At 73.1% G+C, this 16372-nt stretch carries 13 protein-coding genes; 10 read left to right on the plus strand and 3 right to left on the minus strand.

The features are described 5' to 3' along the window. Positions 1 to 487: 487 nt before the first annotated feature. Positions 488 to 2032: a hypothetical protein gene (locus ACLQ3F_RS29460; RefSeq protein ID WP_425852801.1), complete on the minus strand. Its 1545-nt coding sequence runs from the start codon at positions 2030 to 2032 to the stop codon at positions 488 to 490. On the opposite strand from ACLQ3F_RS29460, the gene ACLQ3F_RS29465 reads away from it, so the two are divergent. Beyond that, positions 2021 to 3007 (plus strand): tetratricopeptide repeat protein, encoded by a 987-nt coding sequence (locus ACLQ3F_RS29465; RefSeq protein ID WP_425852804.1) that lies wholly within the window; start codon positions 2021 to 2023, stop codon positions 3005 to 3007. The two genes, ACLQ3F_RS29460 and ACLQ3F_RS29465, sit on opposite strands and share 12 nt — an antisense overlap. After that, on the plus strand, positions 3004 to 4035 hold the full coding sequence (locus ACLQ3F_RS29470; RefSeq protein WP_425852806.1) for an HAD-IIA family hydrolase: 1032 nt from the start codon (positions 3004 to 3006) through the stop codon (positions 4033 to 4035). The genes ACLQ3F_RS29465 and ACLQ3F_RS29470 overlap by 4 nt, the downstream gene beginning before the upstream one ends. Before the next feature lie 12 nt (positions 4036 to 4047). Here ACLQ3F_RS29470 and ACLQ3F_RS29475 read toward each other — a convergent pair whose 3' ends face one another. After that, a complete protein-coding gene (locus ACLQ3F_RS29475; RefSeq protein ID WP_355008437.1) occupies positions 4048 to 4386 on the minus strand; it encodes an SCP2 sterol-binding domain-containing protein in 339 nt (112 codons plus the stop codon). 111 nt (positions 4387 to 4497) lie between these two features. Here ACLQ3F_RS29475 and ACLQ3F_RS29480 point away from each other — a divergent pair, with 111 nt between their 5' ends. The 5 genes from ACLQ3F_RS29480 (at position 4498) to ACLQ3F_RS29500 (ending at position 11119) form a co-directional block, all read left to right on the plus strand. Continuing rightward, complete coding sequence (locus ACLQ3F_RS29480) at positions 4498 to 5076, plus strand: phasin family protein (RefSeq protein WP_425852807.1); 579 nt, start codon at positions 4498 to 4500, stop codon at positions 5074 to 5076. After that, entirely contained in the window at positions 5073 to 5348 is a 276-nt protein-coding gene (locus ACLQ3F_RS29485) for a hypothetical protein (RefSeq protein ID WP_425852808.1), read from the plus strand. Before ACLQ3F_RS29480 ends, ACLQ3F_RS29485 begins: the two co-directional genes overlap by 4 nt. A 38-nt stretch (positions 5349 to 5386) precedes the next feature. Beyond that, complete coding sequence (locus ACLQ3F_RS29490; RefSeq protein WP_238687127.1) at positions 5387 to 6247, plus strand: TlyA family RNA methyltransferase; 861 nt, start codon at positions 5387 to 5389, stop codon at positions 6245 to 6247. Between the two features lie 109 nt (positions 6248 to 6356). Beyond that, positions 6357 to 7241: an NAD kinase gene (locus ACLQ3F_RS29495; RefSeq protein WP_357206865.1), complete on the plus strand. Its 885-nt coding sequence runs from the start codon at positions 6357 to 6359 to the stop codon at positions 7239 to 7241. A gap of 158 nt (positions 7242 to 7399) precedes the next feature. Further along, positions 7400 to 11119 carry a S8 family serine peptidase gene (locus tag ACLQ3F_RS29500; protein WP_425852811.1) on the plus strand — a complete coding sequence of 1240 codons (3720 nt, stop codon included), beginning with the start codon at positions 7400 to 7402 and terminating at the stop codon, positions 11117 to 11119. A gap of 79 nt (positions 11120 to 11198) precedes the next feature. Here the strand turns inward: ACLQ3F_RS29500 and ACLQ3F_RS29505 are convergent, their stop codons facing one another. Continuing rightward, positions 11199 to 12218: a helix-turn-helix domain-containing protein gene (locus ACLQ3F_RS29505; RefSeq protein WP_425852813.1), complete on the minus strand. Its 1020-nt coding sequence runs from the start codon at positions 12216 to 12218 to the stop codon at positions 11199 to 11201. Between the two features lie 89 nt (positions 12219 to 12307). On the opposite strand from ACLQ3F_RS29505, the gene recN reads away from it, so the two are divergent. The 3 genes from recN (at position 12308) to ACLQ3F_RS29520 (ending at position 16332) form a co-directional block, all read left to right on the plus strand. Beyond that, entirely contained in the window at positions 12308 to 14065 is a 1758-nt protein-coding gene (gene recN / locus ACLQ3F_RS29510; RefSeq protein WP_425852936.1) for a DNA repair protein RecN, read from the plus strand. Positions 14066 to 14184: 119 nt separating this feature from the next. Further along, on the plus strand, positions 14185 to 15363 hold the full coding sequence (gene steA, locus ACLQ3F_RS29515; RefSeq protein ID WP_357262886.1) for a putative cytokinetic ring protein SteA: 1179 nt from the start codon (positions 14185 to 14187) through the stop codon (positions 15361 to 15363). Between the two features lie 27 nt (positions 15364 to 15390). After that, positions 15391 to 16332 (plus strand): copper transporter, encoded by a 942-nt coding sequence (locus ACLQ3F_RS29520; protein WP_357208588.1) that lies wholly within the window; start codon positions 15391 to 15393, stop codon positions 16330 to 16332. Positions 16333 to 16372 lie beyond the last annotated feature (40 nt).

Raw genomic sequence — 16372 nt, forward strand, 5'->3', positions numbered from 1 at the left:
AGCTAAGCCCTCCAGCGCCGATGGTACTGCACTCGTGAGGGTGTGGGAGAGTAGGACGCCGCCGGACAATCTTCCAGTCGAGGGCCGCCCCATCAGGGTCGGCCCTCGACTGCGTAGCGCCATTGGTGGCGCAATCAGGAAGGATGTACCTGTGAGTTCAGGACCGCAGGGCGGAGACCGTCCCCGTCGTTACGAAGACCGTACTGACGGTGCGGGCGGACGCGACCGCGGCCCACGCCGCGACGACCAAGGCCGGCCCCCGTACCGGGGAGACCGCGACAGCGGCGGCGCACGAGGCGGATACGCCGGCGGCCGCGACTCCGGCTCCCGTGGTGGTGACCGGGACAGCTCGCGCTCCAGCGCCCCCCGTGAGGGCGGCTACCGAGGCGGTGACCGCCGCGAGGGTGGTTTCCGCGGCGGCGACCGCGACGGCTCGCGCTCCAGCGCTCCGCGCGAAGGTGGCTACCGTGGTGGCGACCGTGATGGGTCACGCTCGGGGGCTCCGCGTGAGGGCGGCTTCCGGTCCGGCGCTCCCCGCGAGGGTGGCTTCCGTGGCGGCGACCGGGACGGCTCGCGTTCGGGCGCTCCGCGCGAAGGCGGCTACCGAGGCGGCGACCGCGACGGTGGTTTCCGGGGCGGTGACCGCCGTGAGGGTGGTTTCCGTGGTGGCGACCGCGACGGTTCGCGCTCGGGTGCTCCGCGTGAGGGTGGCTTCCGTGGCGGCGACCGTGATGGCTCGCGGTCCAGCGCTCCGCGTGAGGGTGGTTTCCGTGGGGGTGACCGTCGTGAGGGCGGTTACCAGGGCGGCGACCGCACTCGCTCCGGCCCGCCGCGTGAGGGTGGCTTCCGTGGCGGTGACCGTGAGGGTGGCTTCCGTGGCGGTGACCGTCGCGAAGGTGGCTTCCGTGGCGGCGACCGTGACGGTTCGCGCTCGGGCCCGCCGCGTGAGGGTGGTTTCCGTGGTGGTGACCGCGAGGGTGGCTTCCGTGGCGGTGACCGTCGCGAAGGCGGCTTCCGTGGTGGTGACCGCGACGGCGGTTTCCGTGGCGGTGACCGGGACAGTTCGCGTTCCAGTGCCCCCCGTGAGGGTGGTTTCCGGGGCGGTGACCGTGACGGTGGTTTCCGTGGCGGTGACCGTCGTGAGGGCGGTTTCCGTGGCGGCGACCGTGACGGTTCGCGCTCGGGCCCGCCGCGTGAGGGTGGTTTCCGTGGTGGTGACCGCGACGGTGGCTTCCGGGGCGGAGACCGCCGTGAGGGCGGTTTCCGAGGCGGCGACCGTGACGGCTCGCGTTCCAGCGCTCCCCGTGAGGGCGGCTTCCGGGGCGGCGACCGCGACGGCTCGCGTTCCAGCGCTCCCCGTGAGGGCGGCTTCCGGGGCGGCGACCGCGACGGTGGTTTCCGTGGCGGCGACCGCCGTGAGGGCGGTTTCCGGGGCGGCGACCGTGACAGTTCGCGTTCCAGCGCTCCGCGTGAAGGCGGTTTCCGCGGTGGTGACCGCGACGGTGGCTTCCGTGGTGGTGACCGCCGTGAGGGCGGTTACCAGGGTGGTGACCGCACTCGCTCCGGCCCGCCGCGCGAAGGTGGCTTCCGTGGCGGCGACCGGGACGGTGGCTTCCGGGGCGGCGACCGCCGTGAGGGCGGCTTCCGGGGCGGCGACCGTGACGGTTCGCGCTCGGATGCTCCCCGTGAGGGTGGCTTCCGTGGTGGTGACCGTCGCGAAGGTGGCTTCCGGGGCGGGGACCGGGACGGTTCGCGCTCGGGCCCCCCGCGTGATGGTGGTTTCCGGGGCGGCGACCGCGAGGGTGGCTACCGGGGCGGCGAGCGTACCGGGGGTTTCCGGTCCGATGAGCGGCCGCGTCGCGAGGGGGAGTTCCGTCGCGATGACCGCGCGGGTGGCTCCGAGTCGTCCGAGGGCGGGCGTAGCTCGGCCCCGGCACTGCCGGACGACATTGTCGCGACCGACCTCGACAAGGACGTCCGCGCTGAGCTGCTCTCGCTGAACAAGCCGGTCGCCGAGACGGTGGCCCGGCACCTGGTCGCCACTGGGCAGCTGATCGACGAGAACCCGGCCGAGGCGTTGGCGCACGCGCTGGCCGCCCGGCGGCTCGCGTCGCGCATCTCCGCTGTCCGTGAGGCGGTCGGTCTGGCCGCGTACCGGGCGGGAGAGTGGCAGTCGGCGATCGCCGAGCTGCGCACGTACCACCGGATGAGCGGACTGCAGAGCCACCTGGCCGTGCTCGCGGACTGCGAGCGGGCTCTCGGCCGGCCGGAGCGGGCCATTGACCTGTTCCGTGGCGCGGACCGGGAGAAGCTGGACCAGGCCGTGGCGATCGAACTGCTGATCGTCGCCGCCGGCGCGCGTGGTGACCTCGGGCAGAAGGACGCCGCGGTCGCGATGCTCCAGGTTCCGGACCTCACCAACGAGGCCACCGTGCCGTGGACGGCCCGACTGCGGTACGCCTACGCCGACGCGCTGCTCGCGGTGGGTCGGCGCGAGGAGGCCCGCGAATGGTTCTCCCGCGCTGCCGACGTGGACACCGAGGGCGAGACCGACGCCGCCGAGCGGCTGCTCGAACTCGACGGCGTGGTCATCGAGGGTGACGAAGAGGACGAGGCCGCCGAGGAGATCGCCGCAGGCCCGGGCGCTCCCGGTGCGGTGCCGGCCCGACCCGACGCCGACCTGGCCGGCGACACGAACGACGACGATGAAGATGACGACGACGACGACGATGAAGATGACGACGACGACGACGATGACGACGACGATGATGACGACGACGAGGACTTCGACGACGACGAGGATGACGACGCTGTCGGCCGCCCCGCTGACGACGAAGGCTTCGACGACGAGGACGAGGACCGTCACCCCACCGGGAGCGGCAACGCCGACGCGGCCACCACTGGCGACAGCGGCGTGACGGACCGGGACGCGGCGAACGGCGACGCGGCGAACGCCGACGGGACCGTGCCGGCCCGGGACGACGAGTCGGGGTCGACGCAGCGGTGAGCGCGGGCGTGGGGGAGCGGCTGGTCGACGGGTACACCCTGGTCGTCTTCGACCTGGACGGCGTGATCTACCTGATCGACCGGCCGATCCCCGGCGCCGTCGACGCGGTGGCCCGGCTGCACGCCGAGGGACGGGCGGTGGCGTACGCCACCAACAACGCGTCGCGCCGGTCCAGCGAGGTCGCGGACCTGCTGACCGGGATGGGCGTGTCGGCCCGACCGGAGGAGGTCCTCACCTCCGCTGCCGCCTCGGCCGAGTTGCTGCGTGACCGGCTGCCCGCCGGCGCGTCGGTGCTGGTGGTCGGCGCGGAGGCGCTGCGCGCGGAGCTGCGCGCGGTCGGCCTGAACCCGGTCACCCAGGCCGATGAGAAGCCGGCGGCGGTGGTGCAGGGGTACGGCCCGCAGGTCGGTTGGGCCGAGCTGGCCGAAGCGTCAGTGGCGGTGCGGGCGGGTGCGATCTGGATCGCCACCAACACCGATCGGACCCTGCCCAGTGGGCGGGGACCGCTGCCCGGCAACGGGTCGCTGGTCGCCGTGCTGCGTACCGCACTGGAGCGAGACCCCGACGTGGTGGTCGGGAAGCCGGAGCCGGCGCTGTTCGAGACCGCTGCCCGGCGCAGTGGCGGTGGGCGGAGCCTGGTCGTGGGTGACCGGCTGGACACCGACATCGAGGGTGCCCGCCGGGCCGGGCTGGACAGCCTGCTCGTGCTCACGGGCGTGCACGGCGTACCGGAGCTGCTGGCCGCCGAGCCGCGGCGACGTCCCACGTACGTCGCGAAAGACCTGGCGGGGCTCTTCGACCCGGCTGCCGCCGTGCGGGTTCCGGGCCCGGCGGACGCCGGCGGCTGGTCGGTGACCGACCGGGACGGCACGCTGGAGCTGGCCGGGGCCGGTCGGCCGCTGGACGCCCTCGCGGCGCTCTGCGCGGTGGCCTGGTCGGCGTCGGTGCCGGCGCTGCCGAAGATCCGTCCGGTGGGCTCGGACGCGGCCCATGCGGTGGAGAGTTTCGGTCTGACCGCGGCGGCGTGAGCCGGGCGGTCGTCAGAGCAGCTTGCGCAGCTTGAGCAGGTCGAACGGGTTGGCTTTGATCGACACCCGGCGGGAGGTCACCGCGCCGGTGACGTCCAGGTCGCCACGGACCAGGGCGAGCAGGTCGTCGCTGGACGTGCTCAGCGCGATCTTGGCCTTGGGGTCGTCGCCGTCGGTCAGCTCGACCAGTCGGCCGCCGGTGATCCGGCCGTGGAACGCGGTGTCCAGGTCGGTGATCCGGCAGGCCAGCGTCCGGTCCAGGTCGATCCGTTCGCGCACGGTCTCGGCGTTGCGATCCAACCGGGCGGCCAGCTCCTGCAACGCCTGCCGGCACTCGTCCACGCTGGCCACATCTCCCCCTCGGTGATCGCCACGCCGTCCTCGGCACCGTACCGCACGGGTCGGTCGGGGGTGCCCGGTAGCGTGACACCTGCACACCCCGCCCCGTGGAAGGACTCAGGCATGCAGGACGCGTGGCGCGCCTACCTCGAGCTGGCCATGGGCCTTACTGAGGCGCCCCGGAAGAAGGCCCAGGACGTGGCACGTCGCCTCGTCGGCTCCGGCGGCGCGACCGCCGCCCAACTCCAGGCCCTGGGCGAGGAACTGGTCACCACCGGCGCCGCCAACCGGGAGGCGTTGACCAAGCTGGTCCGCTTCGAGGTCGACCGGGCCCTCGGCGCGGTCGGTCTGGCCACCGCCGACGAGGTGGCCGAGCTGACCCGGCGGGTGCACGATCTGGAGCGGCAGCTACGGGAGGCGCGGTCCACCGAGCCGGCCGAAGCGCCGACCGCCGGCCCCACGCCACAACCCGACCCGACCGTCGCCGCGAAGCCCGGCACCGGCCTCGTGCCGTCCGGCGCCCCGGTCTCCGCGCCGGTGGCGAAGAAGGCCGTCGCGAAGAAGGCGGTAGCCAAGAAGGCCATCGCGAAGAAGGCGCCGGCGACGATCAGCCGGACGGCCGACGAGGACATCCCGACGCCGGCTGTGATGCCCGCCAAGAAGGCGGCGATTCGCAGGCAGCGGCCGGACGACGCAGAATGACCCGGCCCGGACCGCCGCCTGGCGGGTCGTTCCCGGCCCGGCCCGGTCCGCCGGCTGGCGGGTCGTTTTCGGCCCGCCCGGGCCCGCCGGTGGGTGCCCGCCCCGGACCGCCGCTGGATCTCGGGGACGACGAGGCACGGCATCCGGCGGTGGACGCCGCCGTGCGGGCCATCGCCAACGCGGCGACGCTCGCTCCCGCCGACCAGATCGCCCAGTACGAGGCGGCCTACGAGACGCTGCGGGAAACCCTCGCCACCATCGACCAGACCTGAGCGGGACGACCAGGCCTGAGCAGACCGGAGAACCACCCATGGCACGTCGTAACCGGCTGGACGCCGAACTCGTCCGCCGCGGTCTGGCCCGCTCGCGTGAGCAGGCCGCCGCGTTGGTGGAGGCCGGCCGGGTCCAGCTGCGGGGCGTGGTCGCCCGCAAGGCGGCCGCGATGGTCGACCCCGCCGACCCGCTCCTGGTCACCGGTGCGGACCCGGCCGAGGAGTACGTCTCGCGAGGCGGGCACAAGCTTGCCGGCGCGCTGGCCGCGTTCGCCCCCGGTGGGCTGCACGTGGCCGGGCGGCGTTGCCTGGACGCGGGAGCGTCGACCGGGGGGTTCACCGATGTGCTGCTGCGCGCCGACGCGGCCGAGGTGGTGGCCGTGGACGTCGGCTACGGGCAGCTCGCCTGGCCGCTGCGGACGAACGAGCGGGTCCGCGTCCTGGAGCGCACGAATGTCCGTACCCTCGATGCGGACGCGATCGGCGGCCAGGTCGATCTCACGGTGGCCGACCTGTCGTTCATCTCGCTGCGACTGGTGCTGCCGGCGCTGGCCGGCTGCACCCGTGACGACGGTGACCTGGCACTGATGGTCAAGCCGCAGTTCGAGGTCGGCAAGGACCGGGTCGGCGCCGGCGGTGTGGTCCGCGATCCGGAGCTGCGCGCCGAAGCGGTGCTGGACGTGGCTGCGGCGGCCGCACGGCTCGGCCTCGGGCTGGCCGACGTGGCGGCCAGCCCGCTGCCCGGGCCCAGCGGCAACGTGGAGTTCTTCGTATGGTTGCGCCGGGGCGCACCAGCGGCCGACCCGGAGCGGGTGCGGGCCGTGGTGGCGGCCGGGCCGGACGGCTCGACGACGGCCGGCGCGGTGCCGGACGTGGCGGCGGAGGAGGTCGCAGGGTGAACGCGCGCAGTGAGGGCGCCGCAGTGGGCCGGGCAGTGACACGCGGCCGGGCCGAGGTGTCGGCGCCGGTGACACGACGCGGCCCGGTTCGGCGTGGGCTGGTGGCCCGATGAGCCGGACCGCGCTGCTGGTGACCCACACCGGTCGTCGGCGTAGCACGGAGCACGCCCGGTCGGTCGCCGCCGACCTGATCGATGCCGGTTTCGAGGTACGGGTGGTCGCCGACGAGGCCGAGGACCTCGACCTGCCGGGCGTGGTGCCGGTCGGCGGCCCGCAGGCCGCCGAGGGCGCCGAGATCGTCTTCGCGCTCGGTGGGGACGGCACCTTCCTGCGCGCCGCCGAGCTGGCCCGACCCGCGAAGGCGCCGCTGCTCGGCATCAACCTCGGCAAGGTGGGCTTCCTGGCGGAGGCGGAGATCGACGATCTGGACACCGCTGTCCGGGACGTCGTCGGCCGCAACTACACGGTCGACGAGCGGCTGACCCTGGACGTCACGGCCGAGTTCGACGGTGGGCCGACCATCGAGTCCTGGGCGCTGAACGAGATCAGCATCGAGAAGGGCGAGCGGGCCCAGATGCTGGAGCTGCTCGTCGACGTGGACGGTCGGCCGCTGTCGCGGTACGGCTGCGACGGTGTCGTCTGCGCCACCCCCACCGGTTCCACCGCGTACGCGTTCTCCGGTGGCGGCCCGGTGGTCTGGCCGGAGGTGGAGGCGTTGCTGCTGGTGCCGATCAGCGCGCACGCGTTGTTCAGCCGCCCGCTGGTGACGGCTCCGACGTCCACCTTCGTGATCACGGTCGACCCGTTCACGACCCTCGCCGTGCTCTCCTGCGACGGGCGTCGGGTCTACGACCTGCCGCCCGGCGCGCGGGTGACGGTGCGTCGTGGTGCCCTGCCGGTGCGCATCGTGCGGCTGCGCCCCCGTCCGTTCACCGACCGGCTGGTGGCCAAGTTCGGTCTGCCCGTGCACGGTTGGCGTGGCAGCCGCCGGTGACGGTGGCGCACACGGTCGGTGGATGTCAGCTGTCCACCTGACGACATGTCGCCGCTGCGGCGGCCGGCGACTAGTGACCTGGTGACACGCTCCGACGCAGACTCCGATCGGCCCTCATCTACGGATGGCGGGCCTGGAGGAGTAGAGGAGCCCATCGCATGCACTGGTCCCCACGCTGGCTCGCCGTCGGCGCGGTCGGCGCGTTGGTGGTCGGCGTCGCCGCACCGGCGTCCGCCGACCCGCCCGCCCGGCCCACCGGCCCGACGTCGGGCACGCCCGCCCAGCACGCACCCGTCCGCATCACTCTGATCACCGGCGACCAGGTCGACCTGGTGCAGGCGGCACCCGGTCGGGTCGCCGCCACCGTCCACCCCGGCCCGGGGCGCGACCGGATCGCCTTCCAGACTGTCGAGGCCGACGGCGGGTTGCGGGTGCTGCCCAGCGACGTGATGCCGTACCTCTCCGCGGGGGTGCTCGACCCCGACCTGTTCGACGTGCAGGAGTTGGCGGCCGACGGGTACGGCGATGCCGCGCAGGGCGCGTTGCCGCTGATCGTCCGCTATCAGGAGCCGGCCGCCGGACGGGTCCGGCCGCTGGCCGGCGCGACCGACGCGCGTCCGCTGGAGAGCATCAACGGCGCGGCGCTGCGGGTCGGCAAGGGTGACCTGGGTGGCTTGTGGACGTCGCTGCGCGGCGCGCCCGGGCAGCGGGTGACAGCCGGTTCGCCGGCCCGGCTCGGGGCCGGTGTCGCGCGGATCTGGCTGGACGGAAAGGTCCGCCCGACGCTGGAGCACAGCGTGCCGCAGATCGGCGCTCCGATCGCCTGGGCCGCCGGCCGCGACGGTGCCGGCGTGAAGGTGGCGGTGCTCGACACCGGCGTCGACGCCACCCACCCCGACCTGGCCGGTCGGGTCGCCGAGGCGCAGGACTTCTCCGGCAGCGGCAGCGCCCGCGACGGGCACGGCCACGGCACCCACGTGGCCGCCACCATCGCGGGCAGCGGGGCGGCGTCCGACGGGTTGCGCAAGGGCGTGGCCCCGGGTGCGCGGTTGCTGGTCGGCAAGGTGCTCGACGACGATGGCTCCGGCTACAGCTCGTCCATCATCGCGGGTATGGAGTGGGCCGCCCACTCCGGCGCGAAGGTGGTCAGCATGAGCCTCGGTGGCGACCCGACCGACGGCACCGACCCGATGAGCCAGGCGGTGAACGACCTGACCGCTGAGACCGGCGCGCTGTTCGTGGTCGCCGCCGGGAACTCGGGTGCCGCGCGGACCGTCGGTGCGCCCGGCGCGGCCGCGGCGGCGCTGACCGTCGGCGCTGTGGACCGTGCCGACGAGCTGGCGGAGTTCTCCAGCCGGGGTCCGCGCCTCGGCGACAACGGCCTGAAGCCTGAGATCACCGCGCCGGGCGTGGGCATCGTCGCCGCCCGGGCCGCCGGCACCGCCATGGGTACGCCGGTGGACGACGCGTACACGACCGCGTCCGGCACCTCGATGGCCACTCCGCACGTGGCCGGGGCGGCGGCGATCCTCGCCCAGGAACACCCCGACTGGTCCGCCGCGAAGCTCAAGGACGCGCTGGTCAGCACCACGAAGGCGAACCCTGCGTTGACCGTTTTCGAGCAGGGCGCCGGTCGGGTCGACGTGGCCCGCGCGCTCGGCCAGCGGGTGTATGGGTCCGGCACCGCTGACTTCGGCCGGCTCAGCACCGGTGGCGTGCCGGTCGAGCGGACCGTGACGTACACCAACGGTGGCACGGCCCCGCAGACCCTGCGGCTGGCCCTGGAGCTGCGTAACCTGGACACCCGTGCGGCCGAGACCGACGGGGTCACGGTCGGCGGCGTCGAGGTGACGGTGCCGGCCGGCGGCAGCGTCGCCGTGCCGTTGCGGGCGGACCCGGCGAAGCTGGACCGGGGTGTGCACAGCGGGTGGCTGGTGGCCACCGGCGCGGACGGCGTCGCGGTGCGCACCGCTGTCGCGCTCACCCTCAGCGGCCCGCTGCACACCGTGACCGTGCGGGCGCTGGACATGCAGGGTCAGCCGGGTCTCGCGTCGGTGCTCACCCTCTTCGGTGAGCAGCCCGAATCCGACTGGCTCGGGTGGGTCGGCGGCGAGGTGCAACTCCAGGTCGAGGAAGGCCCCTACCTGGTCCAGGCGTTGATCGAGCACGGTGCCCCGCTGGACGAGCAGATCACCCTGGTCACCGACCCGGAGCTGCTCGTCGACCGGGACCTCACAGTGGTCCTCGACCCGCGCAAGGGCACCCCGGTGCGGATCGAGACGCCGAAGCCCTCCGAGCAGCGCTCGACGATCAGTTTCTACGAGCACCGGGTCTTCGGCAACGGCCGGCAGGTCGACCACGGTGTGATGACCTTCAGCACCATCCAGCAGGTCAACGTCACCCCGACCCGTGCGGTACGCCAGGGCGAGTTCGAGTTCGCGTCGCGCTGGCAGTTGGTCGCGCCGATGGTGGACGCGACGATCAGCGGGGTGTCCGGTCCGTTGGACATCAACCTGATGGGCTACTCGCCGGCGACGGCCGAGCGGCGCAAGCTGCCGCTGGTCTGGGCCGGCACCGGTACCCCCGCCGAGCTGGCCCGGGTACGTGGTGCCGCGGCGCTGCTCACCAGCACCCCGGACGCTTCGGAGGAGGAGCAGATCGCGGCGGCGGCTGCCGCTGGCGCGAAGGTGGCGCTGATCGTCCGCCCGGCCGACCAGAGCGCGTGGACGTCGTGGACCCCGTTGGGTGACCGGCTGCCGATCCCGTCGATGGCGGTGGCGTACGACGACGGGCAGAAGATCATCGCGGCGGTCCGGAAGCGTCACACGACGCTGGACCTGACGTTGACGGTGGAGAGTCCGTACCTGTACGACGTGTGGCAGGTCTCGAAGGGCCGGGTCCCGGAGCGGATCCTGCACAAGGTCACCGACCGCAACACCGCCGAGGTGACCGCCCACTACGGGAACGTCGGCGGGGACTGGGCCAGCGAGCAGCGGTTCGGGTGGCGTCCGTGGCAGGACACCGCGTGGAACGACAACCAGCGGCTGGTCCGTACCGGCACCACTCGACGGGAGTTCGTCAGCTCCGGGGACAACTGGTGGCAGCAACGGGTGCTGCACAAGATCATGTTCATGCAGGGCGGGCAGCTGACCGGTGGTCTGACCCAGCAGCCGCGCCGTTACGCCGCCGCCGACCGGGTGACCGAGACGTGGCACGCGCCGGTGCTCCGCCCGGCCGTGCCGGCCCGTGGTGCACCGGTGCCCACCCGCACCGGTGACAACCTGGAGTTGCGGGTGCCCGAGTTCGTCGACGCCGAGGGGCACTACAGCGTGGCCGGCGAGAGTGAGGAGTCGGACGTCGTCACGGCCCGGGTCAGCCGCAACGGGCAGCAGATCGCGGACCTCTCCGAGGGTTGGGCGTCGGTGCCCACGACCGCCGGGGCTGCCCGGTACCGCCTGGACGTGACCACCCAGCGGTCCTCGGCCGAGTGGCGTTACGGCACGCGGACCGACACGGCCTGGGAGTTCACCTCGGCCCGACCGGCGGGCGACGCCGCCACGCTGTTGTCGCTGCTCCAGGTGGACTACCGGGTGCCGGCGGACCTGCGCGGCACGGTCCGCGGCAACCGACCGCACCAGCTCGGGCTGACCCTGCGGCAGCCGGCCGGGGCGCCGAGGCCGACCGGTGCCAGCGTCCGGGTGCAGGTCTCCTTCGACGGGGGCGTCACCTGGCGCAACGCGCCGACCACGGGGTCGGGCACCCGGTACACCGCTACCGTGCCGGCGGGGCGCGGAACGGTGTCGCTGCGGGTGCGTGCCGCCGACCGGGCCGGGAACACCGTCGACCAGACGGTGCTCCAGGCGTACGGGCTGCGGTGATCCGGAGGGGCGGGGCGGCCTGGCCGTCCCGCCCCTCCGGTCGAGGGTCCGCCGTCGGTCGACGGCGGACCCTTTCGCGTCAGAGCCAGCCGCGTCGGGCCACCTGGAACGCCAACCCGGGCCGGGTGTCCACACCGGCGGCGGCCATCAGGTCGGCGATGCGCCGTTGCACTGTCCGCCGGCTCACCCCGAGCTGGGAGGCGATGGACTTGTCCGGTACGCCCGCCACGAACAGCGACAGCAGCCGGGCCTCGTCGGCGTCGGGTTGGTAACCGTCGCCCGGCTGGTCCGCGGGCTCCGGCCGTCGAGGCTCGGGGGCCGCGACGGCGAGGGGGTCGTCGAGGCGCAGCCGGGTGGCGACCCGCCAGTGGCTCTCGAAGAGGGCGAGCAGCGCGTCGAGCAGTTGACTGCGGCCGATCACGGCGGCGCTCGGTTCGCCGCCGTCGCGGTCGGGCACCAACGGACAGATGGCGGTGCGGGCGTCCACGATGGCCAGTCGAACCGGCAGCCGGTCCAGGACGCGGGCCTGCTCCCCGGCGGCGACCCCCTTGGCCAGGTCGGCCAACGCGCCCGGTTCCAGCAGCAGGTCACGCTCGTAGATGGCCCGGTAGCTCACCCCACGGGCCAGCGCGTCGAACTCCTCGACGTTCTCCGGGCCGGCCATGGCGAGGGGGTTGGCCCGGCAGAACCAGAGCACCTCGGTACGCGCCGAGTTCTGCAGGTCGCGCAGACGGTCCCGGAGAACCCGGGCGCCGGTGATCACCTCGACCAGATGGTCGACGTGGTGACGGCGCAGCCCGGAGCGGTACTCCTCGGCCAGTTGGGTGACGAGTCGGCGGGCCGACTCCAGGTCCTCCTGACGCCGCAGCAGCGTCGCGCCGAGGGCGACGTCCGGGGCGGTCGGGCGCAGCGGGGCGTCCGGGTCGGTGTCGCTGCGCTGCACGAGGCCCTTGCCGCGCAGTGCCTCGACCTGGGCGGCGACCTGCTCCCGGGGTCGGTGCAGGCGACGGGCCAACTCGTCGATGCGGGCCGTGGTGAGCTGGAGCAGGCAGCGGTAGAGCTCCTCCTCAGCCGAGGTCAGGCCGATCACATCCAACACGGGGCAGAACTGTACGTCGGCCGGGTACGGGCCTGACCCGGGCCCGTCGGCTGGTCAAGTGTCGGGCCTCGCGTCTACTGTCGGTGGCTGTGCTGGAAGAGCTGCGCATCACCGGACTGGGCGTCATCGAGGACACCACGCTGCCGTTGACCGGCGGCATGAACGTCATCACCGGCGAGACCGGTGCGGGTAAGACGATGGTGGTCACCGGCCTCGGCCTGCTCTTCGGCGGCCGGGCCGACGCCGGGCGGGTCCGCGCCCAACCCGGTCGTGCGGTGGTGGAGGGGCGGCTGCGGCTGCACGGGCGGGTCGCCGACGCCGTGCACGCGCGGATCGTCGAGGCCGGCGGCGACCCGGACGAGGACGGCTCGGTGCTGCTGAGCCGCACGGTGACGGTGGAGGGGCGCTCGCGCGCCCACGTCGGTGGCCGGAGCATGCCGGTGTCGATGCTCGGTGAGGTCGGCGAGCAGGCGGTGGCCGTGCACGGCCAGTCCGACCAGTTGCGGTTGCTGCGCCCGGCCGAGCAGCGGGCCGCACTGGACCGGTTCGCCGGCCCGGCGCACGAGAAGCTGCTCGACGCGCTGCGCGAGGCGTACACGGGGTGGCGTCGGGTCGTCGACGACCTGGCTGACCGTCGGCGCAACGCCCGCGAGCGCAACCAGGAGGCCGACCTGCTGCGGTTGGGCCTCGACGAGATCACCCGGGTCGATCCGCAGGCCGGTGAGGACGACGAGCTGAAGACCGAGGCGCAGCGGCTGGAGCACGCCGAGGGTCTGCGGACGGCCGCGCAGATCGCCCAGCAGTGTGTGGCCGGTGGCGCGGAGGCGGCCGAGGAGACCCCGGACGCGACGGCGTTGCTCGGCACCGCCCGGCGGACCCTGGAGGCGCAGTCCGGCACCGATCCGGCGCTCGGTGAGCTGGCGGCCCGTCTGGAGGAGGCGGCCACCCTGGTCACCGACGTGTCCGCGGAGCTGTCGGCGTACCTGGCGACGCTGGACGCGGACCCGGCCCGGTTGCAGCACGTCTATGAGCGGCGGGCGGCGCTGCGCGCGTTGACCCGCAAGTACGCCGACGACGTCGACGGGGTGATCGCCTGGGCCGATCGGGCGCGCACCCGACTGTCCGATCTGGACATGTCCGACGACGTGCTCGACGAGTTGGAGCGGGAGGGCCAGCGGCTCGCCGTGGAGGTGGCCGACCTGGCCGGGCGGGTGTCCACCTCCCGGCAGGAGGCGGCGGTCCGCTTCGCCGACCAGGTCACCGTCGAGCTGGCCGGGCTGGCCATGCCGCACGCGCGGATCGAGGTGGCGGTGCTGCCCCGTCCGGCCGGGCGTGCCGAGCCGACGCTTGCGGTCAACGGCGTCGAGGTGGGTGTCACGCCGGACGGCGGTGACGAGGTGGAGCTGCGGTTGCTGGCCCACCCTGGGGCGCCGTCGTTGCCGTTGCAGCGTGGGGCCTCCGGCGGCGAGTTGTCCCGGGTGATGCTCGCCATCGAGGTGGTGTTCGCCGGCTCTGGTGGCCCGCCCACGTTGGTCTTCGACGAGGTCGACGCGGGGGTCGGCGGGCAGGCGGCGGTGGAGATCGGCCGCCGGTTGGCGCGGTTGGCCCGCAGCCATCAGGTGCTGGTGGTCACGCACCTGCCGCAGGTGGCCGCGTTCGCCGACCGGCACCTGGTGGTGGCGAAGGACACCGGCGGTGCGGTGACGACCAGCGGGGTGCGCGTGGTGGAGGACACCGAGCGGGCGCGGGAGTTGGCGCGCATGCTGGCGGGTTTGCCCGATTCGGATCTGGGTATCGCCCATGCCGAGGAGCTTCTGGCAGTGGCCGCCAAGGAAAGGCGGTTGTGACGCCGCGTATTGTGAGCGCAAGCACACCGGCTTGTGCCGGTGTGTGCTTCCCTGGGTAGGCGGCCCTGCTCAGGCATGTCGCGACAGAAAAGCCTGCCTCACATGCCAGGATGGTCACGATGCGTCTACCCACGTTGCGCCGGAACCGGAACGCCGAACCGGGCAGAGTCCTCGGCACCGCGCGCCTTGATCGCCGGACGAAACGCCTGGTCGGTCGGCTGCGCCCCGGTGACATCGCGGTCATCGACCACGTCGACCTGGACCGGGTGGCGGCCGACTCGCTCGTCGCCGTCGGGGTCGCGGCGGTGCTCAACGCCAAGCCCTCGGTCTCCGGCCGTTACCCGAACCTGGGCCCGGAGGTGCTGATCGCCGCCGGCATTCCGCTCCTCGACGACCTGGGGGAGGGCGTCTTCGAGCGCATCCGCGAGGGCGACCAGGTGCGCATCGAGGGCAACACGGTCTTCGCCGGTGACGAGCCGGTGGCCCACGGCAGCCTTCAGGACGCCGAGTCGGTCGGCAAGGCGATGGCGGACGCCCGGGAGGGTCTGTCGGTGCAGTTGGAGGCGTTCGCCGCCAACACGATGGACTACCTGCGTCAGGAACGCGACCTGCTGCTCGACGGTGTCGGTGTGCCGGACATCGAGACCCAGATGCAGGGTCGGCACTGCCTGATCGTGGTGCGCGGCTACGACTACAAGGCCGACCTGGACGTGCTGCGCCCGTACATCCGGGAGTTCAAGCCGGTCCTCATCGGCGTCGACGGCGGCGCGGACGCGCTGGTCGAGGCCGGCTACACCCCCGACATGATCATCGGGGACATGGATTCGGTCACCGACGACGTGCTGCGCTGCGGCGCCGAGGTGATCGTGCACGCGTACCCGGACGGGCGCGCGCCGGGCCTGCCCCGGGTCAACGGCCTCGGTGTGCCGGCCATCACGTTCCCGGCCGCGGCGACCAGCGAGGACCTGGCCATGCTGCTGGCCGACGAGAAGGGCGCCTCGCTGTTGGTGGCGGTCGGCACCCACGCCACCCTCGTCGAGTTCCTCGACAAGGGTCGCGGCGGGATGGCCTCGACGTTCCTGACCCGGCTGAAGGTCGGCGGCAAGCTGGTCGACGCCAAGGGTGTGAGCCGGCTCTACCGGCAGAGCATCTCCGGCTCGTCGCTGCTGCTGCTGGTGCTGTCGGCGATCGCGGCGATGGCGTCCGCGGTGGCCGTGTCGACAGTCGGGAAGGCGTACCTGGGCGTGGTCGCCGAGTGGTGGGACAATTTCGTGTTCCAGCTGTACCGGCTCTTCTAGTTCCCGACCGATCAAGAGGCTGCAAGCGTGATCAACTTCCGCTACCACGTGGTGTCCCTCACCGCGGTCTTCCTGGCTCTGGCGATCGGGCTGGTGGTCGGCACAGCCGCCCTCAACGGCCCGGTCGCCGACTCGCTCGAGGGGCAGGTCACCGGGCTGCGCAAGGACAACCAACACTGGCGTCAGACGGTCAGCAACATGGAGAAGCAACTCGCGTTGGAAGAGGAGTTCGCCGAGGAGACCGCTCAGATTCTCCTGCCCGGCACCCTCACCGGGCGTCGGGTCGTGGTGCTCAGCCTGCCCAACGGGCGCGACCACACCGAGGGCGTGCTCAAGAAGCTCCAGCTCGGCGGGGCGACCATCACCGGCCAGGTCGACCTGCAGGACAAGTTCATCAACCCGGACAACAACTCCAACCTGCTGGAGTTGGCCGTCACCGCCGCCCGCCCCACCGCGCAGACCACCGGCCTGCCGGGCAACGGGCACGGCGTGGAGACCTCGAGCGCGTTGCTCGCCAGCGTCCTGCTGGACCGGCCGCAGGGGGTCGCGCCGGTCAGCGACGCCGACCGGCGGGCGGTGCTCGCCGCTTACAACAACGCCGGTTATCTGACCACTGACAGCAACAAGGTGACCGCCTCGGCGGAGGCTGTCGTCGTGGTCAGCGGCCAGCCGTACGTCGACAAGGACTCCGACAAGCGGGACGAGTCGGTGGTCAAGGTCGCGGAGCAGTTCGACCGCACCGGTTCGATCGTGGTGGCCGGCAACGGTTCGGTCGGCGGCAACCTGGTCGGCGTGGTGCGCGGCGACCCGGTGCTCGCCCAGACCATCTCCACGGTCGACAACGCCAACACCGTGCAGGGCCAGGTGGTCACCAGCCTCGCCCTGGTGCAGCAACTCACCGAGAAGAAGGCCGGGCAGTACGGCGTCGGCGACAACGCCGCGTCGCTGCTGCCTAGACTGCCCCAGTGAGCGAACGACGTACCCCCGTGTCCGGATCCGACCAGGTGAC

The organism is Micromonospora sp. DT15 (genome assembly GCF_049841475.1).
GTDB lineage: Bacteria > Actinomycetota > Actinomycetes > Mycobacteriales > Micromonosporaceae > Micromonospora.